The sequence below is a fragment of the Micromonospora sp. NPDC051300 genome, assembly GCF_044455315.1.
In the GTDB taxonomy this organism is placed as follows: domain Bacteria; phylum Actinomycetota; class Actinomycetes; order Mycobacteriales; family Micromonosporaceae; genus Micromonospora; species Micromonospora robiginosa.
The window spans coordinates 59,341-76,565 of the sequence record NZ_JBITEP010000014.1; the positions used below are offsets into that span (position 1 = coordinate 59,341).

General features: G+C 74.6%; 15 protein-coding genes and 1 riboswitch. Of the genes, 9 read left to right on the plus strand and 6 right to left on the minus strand.

The features are described from left to right. The first annotated feature begins 76 nt into the window (after positions 1–76). The 3 genes from ACIA5A_RS17455 to ACIA5A_RS17465 all read left to right on the plus strand — a co-directional run bounded on the left by ACIA5A_RS17455 (position 77) and on the right by ACIA5A_RS17465 (position 2,988). Positions 77–199, plus strand: a complete 123-nt coding sequence (locus tag ACIA5A_RS17455; protein ID WP_396762842.1) for a hypothetical protein — start codon at positions 77–79, stop codon at positions 197–199. A 205-nt stretch (positions 200–404) separates the two neighbouring features. Continuing rightward, the gene (locus ACIA5A_RS17460) at positions 405–1,673 is read left to right on the plus strand and encodes a YibE/F family protein (RefSeq protein WP_396762844.1); all 1,269 of its coding nucleotides are present in this window, start codon (positions 405–407) and stop codon (positions 1,671–1,673) included. 154 nt (positions 1,674–1,827) lie between these two features. Then, positions 1,828–1,958, plus strand: a riboswitch (cyclic di-AMP (ydaO/yuaA leader). Between the two features lie 4 nt (positions 1,959–1,962). Beyond that, on the plus strand, positions 1,963–2,988 hold the full coding sequence (locus ACIA5A_RS17465) for a coiled-coil domain-containing protein (protein ID WP_396762846.1): 1,026 nt from the start codon (positions 1,963–1,965) through the stop codon (positions 2,986–2,988). Between the two features lie 63 nt (positions 2,989–3,051). On the opposite strand, the gene ACIA5A_RS17470 is transcribed toward ACIA5A_RS17465, so the two are convergent. After that, positions 3,052–3,705, minus strand: a complete 654-nt coding sequence (locus tag ACIA5A_RS17470) for a carbonic anhydrase (RefSeq protein ID WP_396762850.1) — start codon at positions 3,703–3,705, stop codon at positions 3,052–3,054. Positions 3,706–3,876: 171 nt separating this feature from the next. On the opposite strand from ACIA5A_RS17470, the gene ACIA5A_RS17475 reads away from it, so the two are divergent. Both ACIA5A_RS17475 and mycP read left to right on the plus strand, forming a co-directional pair. After that, on the plus strand, positions 3,877–4,215 hold the full coding sequence (locus tag ACIA5A_RS17475) for a helix-turn-helix transcriptional regulator (protein WP_396762853.1): 339 nt from the start codon (positions 3,877–3,879) through the stop codon (positions 4,213–4,215). A 56-nt stretch (positions 4,216–4,271) separates the two neighbouring features. Then, positions 4,272–5,510 carry a type VII secretion-associated serine protease mycosin gene (gene mycP / locus ACIA5A_RS17480; protein ID WP_396762856.1) on the plus strand — a complete coding sequence of 413 codons (1,239 nt, stop codon included), beginning with the start codon at positions 4,272–4,274 and terminating at the stop codon, positions 5,508–5,510. An 88-nt stretch (positions 5,511–5,598) separates the two neighbouring features. On the opposite strand, the gene ACIA5A_RS17485 is transcribed toward mycP, so the two are convergent. The 3 genes from ACIA5A_RS17485 to eccCa all read right to left on the minus strand — a co-directional run bounded on the left by ACIA5A_RS17485 (position 5,599) and on the right by eccCa (position 10,387). Beyond that, positions 5,599–5,880: a WXG100 family type VII secretion target gene (locus ACIA5A_RS17485; RefSeq protein ID WP_396762859.1), complete on the minus strand. Its 282-nt coding sequence runs from the start codon at positions 5,878–5,880 to the stop codon at positions 5,599–5,601. Positions 5,881–5,908: 28 nt separating this feature from the next. Then, entirely contained in the window at positions 5,909–6,217 is a 309-nt protein-coding gene (locus tag ACIA5A_RS17490; protein WP_396762862.1) for a WXG100 family type VII secretion target, read from the minus strand. A 204-nt stretch (positions 6,218–6,421) separates the two neighbouring features. After that, entirely contained in the window at positions 6,422–10,387 is a 3,966-nt protein-coding gene (gene eccCa, locus ACIA5A_RS17495) for a type VII secretion protein EccCa (protein ID WP_396762865.1), read from the minus strand. Positions 10,388–10,542: 155 nt separating this feature from the next. Between eccCa and eccD the strand changes: the two genes are divergently transcribed. Next, positions 10,543–11,940, plus strand: a complete 1,398-nt coding sequence (gene eccD, locus ACIA5A_RS17500; protein WP_396762868.1) for a type VII secretion integral membrane protein EccD — start codon at positions 10,543–10,545, stop codon at positions 11,938–11,940. Here eccD and ACIA5A_RS17505 read toward each other — a convergent pair. After that, positions 11,924–13,099, minus strand: coding sequence for a type VII secretion protein EccE (locus ACIA5A_RS17505; protein ID WP_396762870.1), 1,176 nt, complete (start codon positions 13,097–13,099; stop codon positions 11,924–11,926). The genes eccD and ACIA5A_RS17505 overlap by 17 nt on opposite strands. 160 nt (positions 13,100–13,259) lie before the next feature. Between ACIA5A_RS17505 and eccB the strand changes: the two genes are divergently transcribed. The 3 genes from eccB (at position 13,260) to ACIA5A_RS17520 (ending at position 16,495) form a co-directional block, all read left to right on the plus strand. Then, complete coding sequence (gene eccB / locus ACIA5A_RS17510; RefSeq protein ID WP_396762872.1) at positions 13,260–14,729, plus strand: type VII secretion protein EccB; 1,470 nt, start codon at positions 13,260–13,262, stop codon at positions 14,727–14,729. A gap of 118 nt (positions 14,730–14,847) precedes the next feature. Beyond that, on the plus strand, positions 14,848–15,219 hold the full coding sequence (locus ACIA5A_RS17515; protein ID WP_396762874.1) for a hypothetical protein: 372 nt from the start codon (positions 14,848–14,850) through the stop codon (positions 15,217–15,219). Further along, complete coding sequence (locus ACIA5A_RS17520) at positions 15,212–16,495, plus strand: WXG100 family type VII secretion target (protein WP_396762876.1); 1,284 nt, start codon at positions 15,212–15,214, stop codon at positions 16,493–16,495. The genes ACIA5A_RS17515 and ACIA5A_RS17520 overlap by 8 nt, the downstream gene beginning before the upstream one ends. Before the next feature lie 66 nt (positions 16,496–16,561). On the opposite strand, the gene ACIA5A_RS17525 is transcribed toward ACIA5A_RS17520, so the two are convergent. Continuing rightward, positions 16,562–17,164, minus strand: a complete 603-nt coding sequence (locus ACIA5A_RS17525) for a lipocalin family protein (protein ID WP_396762879.1) — start codon at positions 17,162–17,164, stop codon at positions 16,562–16,564. Between the last annotated feature and the right edge of the window lie 61 nt (positions 17,165–17,225).

Below are 17,225 nucleotides of genomic sequence, written 5' to 3' on the forward strand. Positions count from 1 at the left end.
CGGGTCGGCGTCGGGCCGACCCGCCCGGACGGACGGAGGCGGCGCGATGATGTGGTCGGGCCCGATGATGGGCGGGATGTGGCTCTGGCCCCTGCTGACCCTCGGGGTGCTGGCCGGGCTGGTCTGGCTGGCGGTCAGGCTGACCGGCGCGGGCGCCGCGACGCCGGGCGCCGCCCGGCGCATCCTCGACGAGCGGTAAGCGCGCGGCGAGATCGACGAGGACGACTACCGGCGGCGGCGCGCCGCGCTGAGCTGACCGCCGGCCACCGGATGCCCGACGGCGGCCCACCGGGCGGCACGGCCGGCCTGGCTACCATGGCCCGGCGACGACCGGGCGTGGTCCGCACGCGCCCGCACCGGCCGGACCGGTGACCGGGTCGCGCCGTGAACAGTTGGGAGACGCCGTGGGCGCCGACCACAGCCGTCCCGCCCCCGCGCCGCCGCGCGTACGCCGGCTGCTCCTCGCCACAGTGGTGCCGCTCTTCGTGCTCACCGTGATCGCGGCGCTGGCGCTCTGGCCCCGGCAGGGCCCGGAACCGACAGGCGGCCCCGACGTGCCGCGCCACCAGGGCACGGTGACCCGGGTGGTGACCGAGCCCTGCCCGCCCACCCCGGAGTCGCCGACCGGCGAGGACGGCCCCTGCGGCACCGTGACCGTCGCCGCCGAGCAGGGCCCGGACGCGGGCCGGCAGGTCGAGACGCCGGTCCCCGCCGGACCCGGCGCGCCCCGGGTCGAGGTCGGCGACAAGGTCATCCTGGTCGAGCTGACCGACCCGGCCGACCCGACGGTGAAGGTCTACAACATCGCCGAGCACCAGCGCGGCACGCCGCTGGTGTGGCTCGTGGCGCTCTTCGCCGCCGCGATCGTCGCGTTCGGCCGCTGGCGCGGGCTGGCCGCGCTCGGCGGGCTGGTGGCCAGCTTCGCCATCCTGCTCGGCTTCGTGCTGCCCGGGATCGGCGCCGGCCGCTCCCCGCTGCCGGTGGCGATCGTCGGCGCCGCGCTGATCATGTTCGTGGTGCTCTACCTGACCCACGGGATCAGCGCGCAGACCTCGGTGGCGGTGCTCGGCACGCTCGGCAGCCTGGTGGTCACCGGCGTGCTCGGCACGCTGGCCACCGGCGCCACCCACCTGACCGGCTTCGGCAGCGAGGACGCCACCACGCTGTCCATGTTCCAGGGCGACGTGGACCTGCACGGGCTGCTGCTGGCCGGCATCATCATCGGCTCGCTGGGCGTGCTGGACGACGTCACGGTCACCCAGTCGGCGACCGTCACCGAGCTGGCCCGCGCCAACCCGGGGCTGTCCCGACGGCAGCTCTACCGGGCGGCCACCCGGGTCGGCCGGGCGCACATCGCGTCCACCGTGAACACCATCGTCCTCGCGTACGCGGGCGCCTCGCTGCCGCTGCTGCTCCTGCTGGTCGCCGACTCCCGGCCGGTGAGCCAGATCCTGACCAGCGAGTTCCTCGCCCAGGAGATCGTCCGCAGCGCGGTCGCCACGCTCGGCCTGATCGCCGCCGTGCCGCTGACCACCGCGCTGGCCGCGGTGGTCACCACCGCCGGTCGCCGCGAGGCGGACCCCGGCCGGCCGCCGGCCGGGCGGGACGAGGCGTTGGAGGCGCTCGGCGGCGGACGCTCCGCCGGCCCGAGGAGTACGGAGGCCGCATGGTGACACTCCGCAGCGTGACGACCGACGTCAAACGCGACACGGCTCACGCTGGGCAATGTCGAAATCTCGCGATTGGTCGGCTTCCGGACGTAGATCCCCGGTCGGGATCTCGGGTAACCTCGCCCCCGGTCACCGCCGAAGGCGCGCACCGGCGCCTGCGGTGCCGCCGCCCAATCGCCTCCGGGCGAACCGGGGAACCAGGTACATGGGGTGAATCCGCGCGAGCGGTAGGGGCCACTTCCGTCCCGAACCCGTCAGCTAACCCGGTCGGCGGTCGACGGAAGGGAACACTGTGACGGCACCCCTGCGCCGCTGGTCGACACCCGTGGTGGCCGTGCTCGCCGCGCTCGCCGTGCTGGTCGGGCCGACCGCGGCGACGGCCGCCCCGCACGCCGCCGCCCCCAAGCCCTCCGGGCACTCGGAGGACGACGAGCCACCGCTCATCACCGAGGCGATCGACTCCGCCAACCGGAACTACCTGCAGGCCAAGTCGAAGCTCACCACGTCGCAGCAGCGCCAGAAGCGGCTGGCGGCCGAGAAGGCGGCGGCGGAGGCCGAGCTGGCGGCGCTCAGCCCGCAGGTCAACCAGATCGCCGCGCAGTCCTACCGGACCGGCCGGATGGGCGCGATGGCCATGCTGCTGGAGAGCCGGTCGCCCGACTCGTTCGTCGAGCGTGCCAGCGCCCTGGACGAGCTGAACCTCTTCAACGCGCAGCGGCTCGCCGCCGTCAACGACGCCAGGAACCGCGCCGAGCAGGCCAAGATCGCCGCCGACGCCGAGGTGCGCGAGCAGGAGAAGCAGACGAACGCGATGGCCCGCGAGCGGACCGAGGCACAGAAGGCGCTGAAGCTGGTCGGCGGCCTGGGCTTCACCGGCGGTCTGGTCTCGGCCACCTCGCCGGTCGCCAAGATCGGCCCCGGCCGGACCGCCGACGGCGGCTGGAAGTCGGAGTCGTGCAGCGAGGACGACCCGACCACCTCCGGCTGCGTCACGCCGCGCACGCTGCACGCGTACAAGGAGGTCAAGCGCGCCGGCTTCAACCGCTTCGTGGGTTGCTACCGACCGGGCGGGCCCTGGGAGCACCCCAAGGGCAAGGCCTGCGACTGGTCCCTGCAGAACAGCGGCTTCTCGCCGTGGCACAACAACGACACCCGCAGGTACGGCAACGAGGTCGCCGCCTTCCTCATCCGCAACGCGGACCGGCTCGGCATCTACTACGTGATCTGGAACCGGCAGATCTGGTTCCCGGCCACGGGTTGGAGTTCCTACAGCGGACCGTCCAACCACACCGACCACGTGCACATGTCGCTGCTCTGACGCGACGGACACACGGAGAAGGGGCCGCCCGCGGGCGGCCCCTTCCGGCTTTCCGGGCGTGGCTCAGCCGGCGAGCGCCGGGTCCACCGGCGCGGCCGGGGCGGGCAGCGGGTCCGGGGACTGCGCCACCGTCCGCACCCCGCCACCGCTGAGCCGGTACGACATGCCGACCACCGCGCACGCGCCGCCGGCCACCCGCTCGGCGAGCACCGTCGACCGGGCCAGCAGCGTCTCCACGATCTGCGCGATGTGGACGTCGACGATGCCGTCAAGGTCCTCGATCCCCTCCCGGGCGGCGCGCAGCAGGCTGGGCGAGACGGCGTCCACCACCGCGCCCAGGTGTCCGGCCGGGGCGGAGCCGGTGCGGACCGCCTCGCGGGCCGCCTGCACCGCGCCGCACGAGTCGTGGCCGAGCACCACCACGAGCGGCGTGCCGAGCACGGTGACCGCGTACTCCACGCTGCCGAGCACCTCCGGGCCGGCGGTGTGGCCGGCGGTGCGTACCACGAAGAGGTCGCCGAGACCCTGGTCGAAGATGATCTCGGCGGCGAGGCGGGAGTCGGAGCAGCCGACGATCACCGCGAACGGGTGCTGGCCGTCGGCGACCGCGGCCCGACGCCCGGCGTCCTGATTCGGATGCTGCGGCACACCGGTGACGAACCGCTGGTTACCGGCCCGCAGTTCGGCGAGTGCCTCGTCGGGGGTGGTCGGGATCATCGCTGCTCACCTCGTCCTCACAGGGCACGACCAGGCCGGCCGGCGGCGGTGTCGGCCTCGCGACCCACCGTCACACGCGACCGACACCACGTCAAGATTTCGTGATCCGCATTTCATACGTCACCGTTCCACCCCGCGCCGGGTCGGAGTCCGGGCCACCGACGCCATACGATGACCACCATGGCGACCACACCATCCGAGGACGGTAGCCGCCGCAACTGGACCTTCCTCACCAACCACGGCCACGTCCTGCTGGCCATCGCGCGCAACCCCACCGCGCGCCTGCGGGACGTCGCCGACGAGGTGGGCGTCACCGAGCGGGCGGCCCAGGCCATCGTGGCCGACCTGGAGAGCGGCGGCTACCTCCACCGCACCCGGGTGGGTCGCCGCAACGAATACACGATCAACCCCAGCGGCCGCTTCCGGCACCCGGCCGAGGCCGACCAGCAGGTGGGCGCGCTGCTCGACCTCTTCGCCGCCGAGCCGGTCGCGGACACCACCGAGCCGTGACCGCCGAGGGCCCGCCCGTGCCCGCGCGACCGCGCGCGCGACGGTAATCTCAGCGCGTGCGCGACAGCTTGCGGCCGGACGGGACGACGGGGCGGGTCCCCACCGGGCACCGGATCAGGTCCGTCCTCTCCGGAGCGGCGGCCACGATGCTGCTCGGTGGCGCGCTGGCGGTGCCCTCGCCCGCCCGGGCGGCCCCGGCCTGCGGGCCCACCGGCGGTCCCGCCCCCACCGAGACGCCCTGGGCGCTGAGCCGGCTCGACCCGGCCGCCGCCTGGCGGGTCGGCAGGGGCGCGGGCGTCACGGTCGCGGTCGTCGACTCCGGCGTCTCACCGAGCCACCCGCTGCTGCGCGGCCGGGTGCTGCCCGGCGAGGACTTCAACCAGCTCGTCCACCTCAAGGGGCAGTGCGACCTGGTCGGCCACGGCACCATGGTGGCGGGCATCATCGCCGGCCGGGAGGGCACCGGCTCGCCGTACAGCGGCATCGCCCCGGAGGCCCGGATCCTGCCGCTGCGGGTGCTCGCCGAGAACAAGGAGAACCTCGACCCGGACGTGCCGGGCGAGATCGGGCGGGCCATCCGCTGGGCTGTCGACCACGACGCCGACGTGATCAACCTGTCCCTGGTCACGCTGGACGACCCGGCGCTGAAGTCGGCGGTCGACTACGCGCTCGGCAAGGGCGTGGTGCTTGTCGCCTCCGCCGGCAACCGGCAGGAGAACCGGGAGGACCGGCCGGCCTATCCGGCGGCCTACCCGGGTGTCGTCGCGGTCGCCGGCATCGACGAGCAGGGCGGTCACGTCGGCAGCTCGGTCAGCGCCGACTACGTGGACATCGCCGGCCCCGGCCTGGACATCGTCGGTCCCGCGCCGCAGGGAGCCGGCTACCGCGCCGAGCCGCAGGGCGGGACGAGCTTCGCCACCGCGTACGTCTCCGGCGCCGCCGCGCTGGTGCGGGCCGCCCACCCGGACATCAGCCCGGAGGAGGTGGCCTACCGGCTGACCCGCACCGCCGACAACCCGCCCGACGGGCACAACGCCCAGGTCGGCTACGGGATGGTCAATCCCTACCGGGCGGTGACCGGCCTGCTGGGCACGCGGACGGACCCGCCGCTGGGCGCGATGCCGGCGCCCGCGCCGCACACCGACCCGCTGGACTGGCAGCGTACGGTCGCGATCTGGGTCGCCGTCGTCGGCGCGCTGCTGGCCGGCGTCCTGCTGGCGCTGCGGCCGATCCTGGTGCGCGGGCGGCGGCGCGGCTGGCGGCCCGGCCGGCGCGACGTGCCGCAGGACGCCTGACCGCGCGACGGGCGGACACCCCGCCGGAAACGCATCGCGGCCCCGCCCGGCGCGAGCCGGAGCGGAGCCGCGGTGGACCGGTCGAGGGTCAGTTGCCCCAGACCTTGGAGTTGCTCATCTCCGTGGTCATGTAGTTCTCGCGGGCGACACCCACCGCGCCGCCGATCTCGTTCAGGACCTTGTTGATGTCCCGGACGGCGGCGTCCCACTGGGCTTGGTGCTGCTGGTAGGCGGCCCGGTCCTGGCCCTCCCACTCCAGCTTCGTCAGCATGGCCCGCAGCGTGTCCAGCTTCTCGTCGATGGTCCGCGAGATGGCCTGCATCTGCTGGTTGCTGCTTTCGAGGACAGCGTAGTCAACCTTGATGCTCATCGATTCCTCCTCTGCCTGTCTACGCGGATCACGGGTTGAGCGCAGCGTGGAACTTGTCCAGCATCTGCTGCTGCTCTTCGTCGTTGACCTGGTGGGTCGTGCCGGACTTGTCAAGCAGGTCCGCGATGTTGTCCATCGCGGTCAGCAGCTTGGCCGTGTCCTCGTTCCAGCGATTCATCAGGCTCTGGAAGCCCGTGGAGGCCTGACCCTTCCAGGCCATGGCCAGGTCGTCGACCACGTTCCACAGCTTCTTGAGCTCGCCGTCGACATCGCTGCGCGTGGACCGCACGTCACTCGCGGCGGTGTGCAGACTCGCTGCAGTGACCTCGAACGCCATGCTTCACACCCTTCCGTCATCTTGTGGCGGCGGATCCGCCGCGCCCCTCCCCCGCGGCAGGCGAACACACCCCACCGACGGACACTTCATCCGAACCGTAGCGGACGACGTCCAACCCGCGCAGCCCTGCCGTCCCATCGTCGAATTCCGACAGGACAACGCGATCCGACCCGGACCGTACGAGTTGGACGGTGCCCCCCGGGATCAGCTCGGCTCGGTCCACGCGGTCTGGATCAGCTGCTGGCCGTCGCGCCGCCGGACCAGCGTGCCCCGCCCCGGCGGCTGCGGGCTGGGCCGCAGGTTGCCGAAGACCGCGCCCTCCTCCCGGCTGCCGGACATCAGCAGGCCCGGCGAGTCCAGCTCGCGCAGGCGTTGCAGCACCGGCTCGTAGAGGGCCCGGGCCACGCCACCCACCCGCCGCGTGACGATCAGGTGCAGGCCGATGTCCCGCGCCTGGGGCAGCAGCTCGTGCAGCGCGCTGAGCGGGTTGTTGCCGCCGGAGGCGACCAGGTCGTAGTCGTCCACCAGGATGTAGAGCTCCGGCCCCTTCCACCAGCTCCGGTCGCGCAGTTGCGCGGTGGTCACGTCCGGGCCCGGCAGCCGGTTCTGCAGGGCGCTGCGGATCGACCCGAGGCCCTGGCTGAACACCTGGTTGGACGGGGCGTAGTCGAGCAGGTGGTCGCCCTCGACCGCGCCCAGCAGGCCCCGGCGGTAGTCGGCGATGACCAGCCGCGCCTGCGCCGGCGTGTAGCGCTCGGCGATGCCCCGGGCGATCAGCCGCAGCAGGTTGGTCTTGCCGCACTCGGCGTCACCGAAGACGGTCAGGTGCGGCTCGCTCGCCAGGTCCAGGTAGACCGGGGCGAGCGCCGACTCGTTCACCCCGACCGGGATGCCCGGCGCCGCCCGGTCGACCACCCGGGCCAGCTCGCCGACCGTGAGCCGGCGCGGCAGCAGCCGCACCTTCGGCGCCGGCCGGCCCGGCCAGTTCGTCGCCACGTGCCCGGCCAGCGCGACCGACGCCTCGGTCAGGTCCTCGATGTCGCGCTTGCCGTCGATCCGCGAGATCGCGGTCAGGAAGTGCAGCTTGTCCCGGGTCAGACCACGGCCGGGCGCGCCGACCGGCACGTTCTGCGCGGCCCGCCTGTCGATCTCCGACTCGGACGGGTCGCCGAGCCGCAGCTCCAGCTTGGTGCCGAGCAGGTCCCGCATGTTGATCCGGATCTCCGCCCAGCGCACCGCCGTGATCACCACGTGCACGCCGAAACCCAGGCCCCGGTTGGCCAGGTTGGTGATGGTCTGCTCCAGTTCCTCGTACTCCTGGCGCAGGGTGTTCCAGCCGTCCACCACGAGGAAGACGTCGCCGAACGGGTCGTCGGCGAACTCCCCGGCCGCCCGCCGCCGCCGGTAGCTGGCCACCGAGTCGATGCCGTGCTGGGTGAACCGGGTCTCCCGCTCGTCGATCACGGCGACCACCTCGGCCACGGTCCGCCGGACCGCCTCGACGTCCCGCCGGCCGGCCACCCCGGCGGTGTGCGGCAACCCGTCCAGGCTGCGCAGCGCGCCACCGCCGAAGTCGAGGCAGAAGAATTGCACCTCGCGGGGGGTGTGGGTGAGCGCCAGCGAGGCAAGCATCGACCGCAGCATGGTGCTCTTGCCGCTCAGCGAGGCGCCCACGATCACCACGTTGCCGCCGGCCCCGGCGAGGTCGACCATCATCGGGTCCCGGCGCTGCTCGTACGGCCGGTCCACGATGCCCACCGGGACCGCCAACCGGCCACGACCCGGCCAGTCGGCGGTGGTCAGGCCGAACGTCGGGTGCACGCTCAACGGCGGCAGCAGCTCGGCCAGCCCGGACGGCTCGGCCAGCGGCGGCAGCCAGACCTGGTGCGCCGGCCGACCCCGGCCCTTGAGCTGCCCGATCAGCACGTCCAACATGGACTGCGCCTTGCCGTCGCCGGCCTGGTCCGGCTCCGGGGTGGCCTCCGTCGGCGTGGGCAGCGCCGGCACCGGCACGTAGTCGATGCCGTACGGCACGATCCGACGCTGCACCTGCGCCCGCGTCGAGCGCTGCACCTGCCCCGGCGCCCGGTACGGGCCGGAGACGTAGGCGGCGCGGAATCGCAGCATGGTTGCCGTGTCGGTCTTCAGGTAGCCGTGGCCCGGCGCGCTGGGCAGCTCGTACGCGTCAGGCACGCCGAGCACGATCCGGCTCTCCACCGCCGAGAAGGTGCGCAGGCCGATCCGGTACGACAGGTGCGTGTCCAGCCCGCGCAGCTTGCCCTCCTCCAGGCGCTGCGAGGCGAGCAGCAGGTGCACGCCGAGCGACCGGCCGAGCCGGCCGATCATCACGAACAGGTCGATGAAGTCCGGCTTGGCGGCCAACAGCTCGGAGAACTCGTCACAGATGATGAGCAGGCTCGGCATCGGCTCCAGCGGCTCGCCGGCCGCCCGCGCCTTCTCGTAGTCGTAGCGGGAGACGTAGTTGCCGGCCGCCCGCAGCACCTCCTGCCGGCGGTTCATCTCGCCGGCCAGCGCGTCGCGCATCCGGTCGACGAGCGGCAGCTCGTCCGACAGGTTGGTGATCACCGCACTGGTGTGCGGCAACGCGTCCAGCGAGGCGAACGTGGCGCCACCCTTGAAGTCGACCAGGACGAAGTTCAGCTCCTCCGAGGAGTGCGTCACCGCCAGCGCGCCCACCACGGTCCGCAGCAGCTCGCTCTTGCCGGAGCCGGTCGCGCCGATGACCAGGCCGTGCGGGCCCATGCCCTCGTGCGCGGACTCCTTGAAGTCCAACTCGACCACGTTGCCGTCCGGCCCCAGGCCGAGCGGGATCCGCAGCCGGTCCCGCTGGCTGCGCGGGCGCCACGTCTGCCGGGTGTCCACGGTGGCCGCGTCGCCGACGCCGAGCAGGTCGGGCAGCTCCATGCTGCGGGCCAGCGGCTCGTCGGTGCTGGCGCCCTGCTGCTGGGAGAGCCGGAACGGGGCGATCTGCCGGGCCAGCCCCTCGGCCGCGGTCAGGGTCAGCCGGTCCGGCCGACCCAGCCGCGACGACGTGGCGCCCCGCACCAGGTCGAGGCCGCTGCCGTCCCCCGCGTCCAGGCAGAGCAGCCAGCGGCCGGCGTCGCGCGGCACCGCGCCGGACAGGTCCACCACCGTCGTGCCGAGCAGCCCCGGCCCGGTCAGCGCGCAGGTGGCCGAGACCTCGCCGCCGTCGAGCACCACCACCACGTGCGGCGCGGTGGTGAGCGGCTTCGCCTCGGGGGCGAACCGGGGACGCCCGCCCAGCTCGTTGGCGAGCGCCGACTCCGCCTCGCCGAGCCCGGCGAAGACCATCCGGCGCGCGCCGGCCGCGTCCGTCCGCCCCGGGTGCTGGGCGTGCGGCAGCCACTTGACCCAGTCCCAGGCCGGTTGCCGGTCCGGCGCGGCCACCACGACCACCAGCAGGTCCTCCGGCGCGTGGAAGGTGACCAACTGGCCCAGCGCGGCCCGGGCCAGGTCGAGCACCGCGTCCCGGTCGCCGCGCAGCGCGATCCGGCTGAACGCGCGCAGCGACAGCGCGGTCGGCAGCTCCGGCACGCTGGAGTGGGCCCGGACGAACCGGCGCAGCGCGATCGCGCTCATCGGCTCCAGGTCCTCGACAGGCTTGGTCTCCGGCGGCACGATCTCCACCGCCAGCCGCTGCGGGCCGAGCGCGATCCGCACCTCGCCGAAGTCGTCCTCGGTGATCCGCCGCTCCCACAGCCGGCGCGAGGCGGCGATCGACCAGAGCGCGTCCGGCTCCGGGTGCCGCCAGGTCATCGCGGCGCGCTGCTGCTCGGCCGCCCGCCGGGTGCGCTTGCGCATCTGCGCCAGGTAGCGCATGTAGTCGCGCCGCTGGGCGTTCAGCTCGGCCTTGTCGTTGCCGCCGTTGCCGAGCGTGCCGAGCGCCATGCCCAGCATCGACACGCCGAACAGGCCACCGGCCACATAGGTCATCATGCCGCCGCCCCGGCCGGCGTAGAGGAAGGCCATCGCGCCGACGCCGCAGAGCATCGGCAGGATCATCAGCACCTGCCCCATGCCCTTGGCCTGCGGCTCCGGCAGCTCGGGCGGGGACTCCAGCAGCACCTCGCCGCGTGGCAGCGCCGGCCCCGGTTGACGCGGCAGTCGGCGGAACACCACCGTACTCACGGCTCTCCCCTCCCCAGAAGGTCTGCCACCGGCGGCGAGCGTCGGGTGGGCAACCTGTGCGACCGCCATCGTAGGTAATCTCCCGGAGGCGTCGTGGACCCGTGGGGGCGACGCCGACGGCCGGGTGGAGCGTAGGCGAGCACGAGGAGGCCACTGTGGCGACGAAGACGGCGACCGGCGGGTTGAGCCGGATCACCATCGTGGCGCCGCGCACCAGGATGGATCTGGCGTTGCCGTCCGACGTGCCGCTGGCCGACCTGCTGCCGACGTTGCTGCGCTACGCCGGGGAGGACCTCGCCGACGAGGGTGTGCGGCACGGCGGGTGGAGCCTGTCCCGGCTGGGCGGGCAGCCGCTCGACGGCGGTCGCACCGCCGCGCAGCTCGGGGTCCGCGACGGCGAGGTGCTCTACTTCAACCCCCGCGCCGCCACCGCCCCCGAGATCGTCTTCGACGACGTGGTGGACGCCGTGGCGACCTCCACCACCCAGCGGGCCGGCGCGTGGCAGGTGGGCACCACCCGGGCGTACGCGGTCCTCCTCGCCTCGACGGCGCTTGCCGCCGGCGCGGTCGCGGCGCTGTTCACCGGCCCGCCGCACCTGCCCGGCGCGGTGGCCGCGCTGGTGGTCGCGGTCGCCCTGCTGGTCGGCGCCGCGGTGCTGTCCCGGGCCGCCGGCGACAGCCGCACCGGTGCGGTGCTGGCCCTGGTCGGGGTCGGCTATGCGGGGGTCGGCGGCCTGCTGGTGCTCGCCGGGGACCGGCCGCTCGGCGGGCTGGCCAGCCCGCACGTGCTGCTCGCCGGCACCGCTGTGGTGCTCTTCGCCGCGCTCGCCGCGCTCGCCGTCGGCGACCGGCTGCCGCTCTTCCTCGGCGCCGTCGGCGTGGGCGCGGCGGTCGGCTTCGGCGCGGTGCTCAGCCTGGCGTTCGGCATCGACGCGGCCGCGTCGGCGGCGGTGGTGGCGGCGGTGGCGTTCGGCGCGCTGCCGGCGCTGCCGATGCTCGCCTACCGCCTCGCCCGGCTGCCGGTGCCGTCGATCCCCACCGGACCGGAGGACCTGAAGACCGACACCGAGTCGGTGGACGGGCCGTCGGTGCTGCGCAACAGCGAGCGCGCCGACGCGTTCCTCACCGGCCTGCTCTGGACGGTCTCGCTGCTGGTGCTCGGCGGCGAGGTGGTGCTCGCCGTCGACGGCCGGCTGCCGGCGGTCCTGCTCTGCCTGGTGCTGGCGCTGCTGTCGCTGCTGCGGGCCCGCCCGTTCCTCGGCCGGGGCCAGCGCGTCCCGGTGCTGCTCGCCGGCACCGTCGGCCTGGGGCTGACCGCCTGGACGGTGTTCGGGGCCGGGTCGCTGGCGGTCCGGCTGGGGCTGATCCTGGGCGGCCTGACCGTGGTGGCGGTGATCAGCCTGGTCTACGGCCTGACCGTGGCCGGCAAGCGGATCTCCCCGGTCTGGGGCCGCACCCTGGACATCGTCGAGATCCTGCTGATCATCGCGCTGGTGCCGCTGGCCGTCTGGGTCTGCGGCCTGTACGGCTGGATCGTCAACCTTCGACCGTGACGGTGCCCATCGCGGTGCCGACCGGCGCGGTGGCGTAGACGCCGGGGCCGTGCTGGCCGTCCAGCGGGCGGGCCGGCACACCGGCCCGCCGGGCCGTCTCGCGCACGACCTTCACCAGCGCCTCGGCGTGCCCGTCCATGGCCGCCACCCGCAGCAGCGGCGGGATCCGCCGGCCACCGGGGAGCACCACCGCGGCGACCGTGTGCGACGGCGCGGAGGTGGAGGTGACCGCGTCCACCAGCGCGCCCAGCGAGCCGGTGGGGCGCAGCCGCAGCGCCAGGCAGCGCTGCGTCCAGCCGCCGCCGCGCAGGCTGGTCCAGGTCTCCGTCGGCGACTCCGGGGCCAGGTCCAGCCCGGCGCCGGAGACCACCGCCGCGTGCAGCTCGTCGCGGCCGAGCACCCGGTGGGCGAGCCCGGCCGCGTTGAGCGCCTTGCCGAGCCGGCCCACCCCGGCCGCCACCGTCCGGTGCACGCCGCGCACGCCGCCGCCGCGGGTCACCGTCTCGGTGCGGGCGTCGCCCACCGACAGGCGCAGCGCCACCCACACCGTGCGGTGCGCCGCGGGCGGCGCGCCGGGCGCGGGGTACCAGACGAGGGTGTGCGAGACGACCTGGGTCTGGGTGACCGGGCCGGCGAAGTCGGCGAGCACCGCGAGCGCCCGGTCGACGGTCGCCGCCTCGATCGATCCGGCGGGCGCGCCGGGCCGGCCGGTCAGCGCCACCGCGGCGAACCAGCCGCGGTCGTCCTGGCCGATGCCGAGCCGGGTGCCGCGCTCGGTCAGCTCCACCACGGTCAGCTCGGGGGCGAGCGCGGCCAGCCGGGGGTCGCCGCCGGGCACCGCGCCCCGGGCCCGCTCCCGGCGACGACGCAGCCGGCGGCGGAGCATCAGGTCCTCGTACCACCAGCGGCCGCCCCGGCGGGCGAACGCCGCCCCCACCGCCAGCAGCGCCGGCGTCGCGACGGTGGCGAGCACCCAGACCGGGCCGGCGGTGGCGAACCAGACGGCGAGCGCGGCGCACTCGACCACGACGAGCTGGCCGACGACGACCGGGCCGAGCCGCCCGCGCCGGCGCTTGTCGGCCGGGGTGACCGGCCGGTCCGCCGGCGCGGCGGCGGGGGCGGTGGCCGTACGACCGGGTGGCGCCTGGAGCTGCGTCATCGGTGAGCGTCCCTTCTGGACATCCTGGGCATCCGCCGGCGGGTGCGTCGTCGCGAGGTGGACGGGGTCCGGCGCACCCCCGACGGCCCCTTATCGTAGGGAAGCCCGCGACGCTGTTCGGACCTGATCGTCGCGGACCCACCCCCGCCGGAGGTTAGTCATGCGGACCCGCCGCGATCAGGTGCAGGCGTACCGCTTCGTCACCCGCCGCATCGTCTCCGCGCTGCTCTCCGGCGACCCGGAGACCAACGACCTGCCGATGCGCCGCCTCGGCATGGCGGTGTTCGGCAGCGTCCTCGCGGCGGCCGTGGTGCTCGGCGGCGTCGGCGCGTACGGGCAGCTCACCAGCAACTCCGCCCCGCTCGAGGCGAACACCGTGGTGATCGAGCGGGAGACCGGCGCCACCTACTACTTCGGCGACGACCAGGTGCTGCACCCGACGCTCAACTACGCGTCGGCCCGGCTCGTGGTCAACGACGCCGGGGCCGAGGTCCGCACCATGTCCCAGGCGTCGATCAAGGACCGGCCGCGCGGCCGGATGGTCGGCATCGTGGGCGCGCCGGACGACCTGCCGGACCGCAGGTCGCTTGTCGGTCTCCCCTGGTCGGTCTGCGACGTGCCGGACCCGAACGACCCGCAGCGCTCGACCACCCGGCTGCTCGTCGACCGGCCGCTGGCCGGCGGCACGCCGCTCACCGACCAGGCCGTGCTGGTCCGCACGAACGACGCCCACTTCCTGCTCACCGGCGGGGCACGGCTGCGCATCGCCGGCGACGAGCAGGCGCTCGCCGCGTTGCGGATGACCGGCGCGACGAACCTCGGCGTCGGGCAGCAGTTGCTCAACGCGGTGCCGGTGGGCCCGGTGCTGCGCAAGCCCACGATCGACTCCGACGGCCGGCCGAGCGGGCTCACCGTGGGCGACCGGCCGGCCCGGATCGGGCAGGTCTACCAGGCCGCCGGCCAGCACTACGTCCTCACCCGGCAGGGCCTGGCCACGATCCGTGAGGTGACCGCGCTGCTGCTGCTCGGCGGCGGCGGGGAGGCGATCGACATCACCCCGGACGAGGCCGGCCGGCTCTACACCGACCAGCGGCTGGAGCCGGAGGGGCTGCCGGCCCGGATGCCGACGCTGCACGAGGTGCGGGCCGGGCGCACGGTGCTCTGCGCCACCTACCGGTCCGGTCCGGCCGGTGAGCCGCCGACCACCACGCTGGAGGTCTTCGACTCGCCGCCGGCGGATCTGACCGCGTCGACCGCGGTGCCGGCGCGGCAGGGCGACCGGGACGCGGTCCGCACCGCCGAGAGCGTGTTGCTGCCCGGCGGCAAGGGCGTGCTGGTGCAGGCCACTGCCGGTGAGAGCGGCAAGCCGGCGGCCGGCGCCACGGTCTACCTGATCACCGCGCAGGGGATCCGCTACCCGCTCGGCACCGACGGCGGCGACGCCCGGAGCGCGCTCGGCTACGGCGACGTCACGCCGGTCGCGGTGCCCGCCTCGCTGCTGGCGCTGGTGCCGACCGGGCCGACCCTGGCGCGCGGCGACGCACTGGCGTACTTCGATGCGGGGGCGGTGCCGGCGGGCACCGCCCCGCCCACCTCCGGGGGCGAAGCCGCCCAGGTCCAGGGCGGTTGACCCACCGACGGGGGGTCCGAAGTGGAGCGGCGTGGTGACGGGTCGCCCGGGCTGGCGCGATTCGACTAACCTGAGTGTGGCTCCAGATGCTCTCGACGATGACAACGGGGATTCAGCCATGACCGGGCGCACGACAGTGGACGTACTGTCCTTGGAGGACTTCCACAAGCGGCTTGAGCGGCGTCTGCACGAGGCGGAGTCGGTGCTGCGCAAGCTCAACACCGAGATGCAGTGCCGGCCGCCCGCGCTCGGCACGTTCACCGACGCGACCGACAACTCGCGTCGCTACTCCGAGATCCACCAGAGCTACGTCGACCACGTCGACCGGCTGCGCCGGGCGGTCCTGGCCGCCCGCGAGGCGACTCACACGATCATGACGAACTACAAGACCGCCGAGGCCCGCAACGCCGCCGCGGCGGCCGACATCGCGGCCGCCCTCTCCGGGCTGAACGACGCGATGAAGCAGCCGAAGGAGGATCCTCGTGTCTGAATACACCCAGCGCTATCAGCACGTCAGCCACGAGGAGCTCTACCAGGGCGTCAACGCCGGCGACCCGGCGCAGATCGAGGGCCTGAGCGCCCAGTGGACGTCCCTCAAGGGCACGCTCGACGACCTCACCCGCGACCTCGCCGCCGACCTGGACGGGCTGACGAAGACCTGGACCGGTGACGCCGCGCGCGAGTTCCAGCGCCGGCTCACCATGGTCTCCGGCTATGCCGGCAACCTGGCCGAGGGCATGACCGGCATCCGGCAGGCGCTCGACATGATGGCCGGCGACCTGCGCGCCGCCCAGACCACTGCGGAGAGCCCGGAGAAGACCGACGACAACGACAAGCTGCTCTCCGGCGCCGGCAAGGGCTTCCTGCTCGGTGGCGCGCCGGGCGCGGTCATCGGCGGCATCATCGGCCACCAGCAGGACGAGGCCGAGCAGGAGAAGGCGCACCAGCGGATGGTGCAGGTGGTGGCGAAGCTGGCCGAGGGTTACGACTTCTCGGCGTACGGCCGGATCGTGGTGCCGGAGCCGCCCGAGAGCGAGTTGCCCGGCCACAACGACCGCGGCGGCCCGACGCTGCACGACGGCCCGTCGGTCAAGACGCCGTCGGCCGGCCCGGGCCTGGGCGGCTTCGGTCCCGGGGCGAGCGGCACCGCGACCACGTCGGGCGTGCACCACACGGCCCCGACCAGCGGCACGCCTGGCGACGGCGGCCCGGGCGGCGGCAACCCGGGCAGCCAGACCGGCGCCGGCGGCCCCGGTTCGGTCACCACCGGCGGCACCGTCGACCCGACCGGCACCTCGCTGGCCGGCGCCGGCCCGCTGCCCAACGCCACGGGCGTCCCGACGGTCGGTGGCGGCGCGGGCTTCGGCCCGGGCGGCGGCAACCCGTCGACGCTGACGGCGGGCGGGGGCGGGGCCGGTCTCTTCGGCGGCCCCGGCGTGCTCAGCACCGGCTCGCTCGCCGGCACCGGTCCCAACGCGGCGTCCTCGGCCCGGCTGGGTGGCGTGCCCGGCGCGGAGAGCCGCTCGGCGGCCGGCACCGGGCGGCTCACCTCCGGCCGGGGCGCGGCCGCCGGGGCGGAGGGCAGGTCGACCGGCCGTGGCGGCGCCACCGGGCGTCCCGCGATGGCCGGCCGCAACGGCGTGCTGGGCGGGCGTGGCACCTCTGACGACGACGAGTCGGAGGGCCGGCTGACCTGGCTCACCGAGGACGAGATGGTCTGGGGCGACGGCGGAGCCGTGCCACCGCCGGTGCTCGGCGGCAACTGACCCGGTTCGACGTCGACGGCGCGGCACCCATGTCGGGTGCCGCGCCGTTGTCGTCGCCGGGGTCGGTCAGCAGAACGCGCCGGCCCTGGCGCCGCCGTCCTGCCGGGTGGTGCGGAAGTCGCAGAGGTCGTAGCCGTTGTCGGTGAGCGTCGCCTTCACGTCGGCGAGCTGCGCCGGGTCCAGCGCCGCCTCGCGGGAGAGCACGAAGCCGCTGCTGCGGTCCGGGTCGCCGACGACCGCCCAGCGGTAGTCCGGGTCGAGCCCGATCACCACGTAGTTCGGGCCGCCCAGGTAGATCCACCGGCCGCCGAGGTTGACGAAGGAGACGGTCAGCGCCGAGTCGGCGGGCGGGTTCTCGCTGCGGGCGCGCCCGGTCACGGTGCTGGTGGTGCCGACGATGGTCCGGCAGGTGTTGCGCACGCCGACCGTGCCGTCGGGCTGGACGTCGTACCGGGCCTTGACGTTCTTGAAGCACTGGATCTCGAACCACTGCGGGATCGCCGCGACCTGGTACCAGTCGCCGGCGTACCGGTCGACGTCGACGTCGGCGACCGGGCGCAGCGGCCCGGTGTCGACCGTGGCGGTCGCGGCGTGGGCGGGGGTGGCGCCCAGGACGGTGGCGGCGGTCAGCGCGGCGACCAGCGCGGTGGCGGTGCGGCGTGCTCCCATGGCTTCTCCTCGTGGTCGGGGGTCGAGGGCAGCAGTGCCCGGCCGCGCCTACCGGAAACTG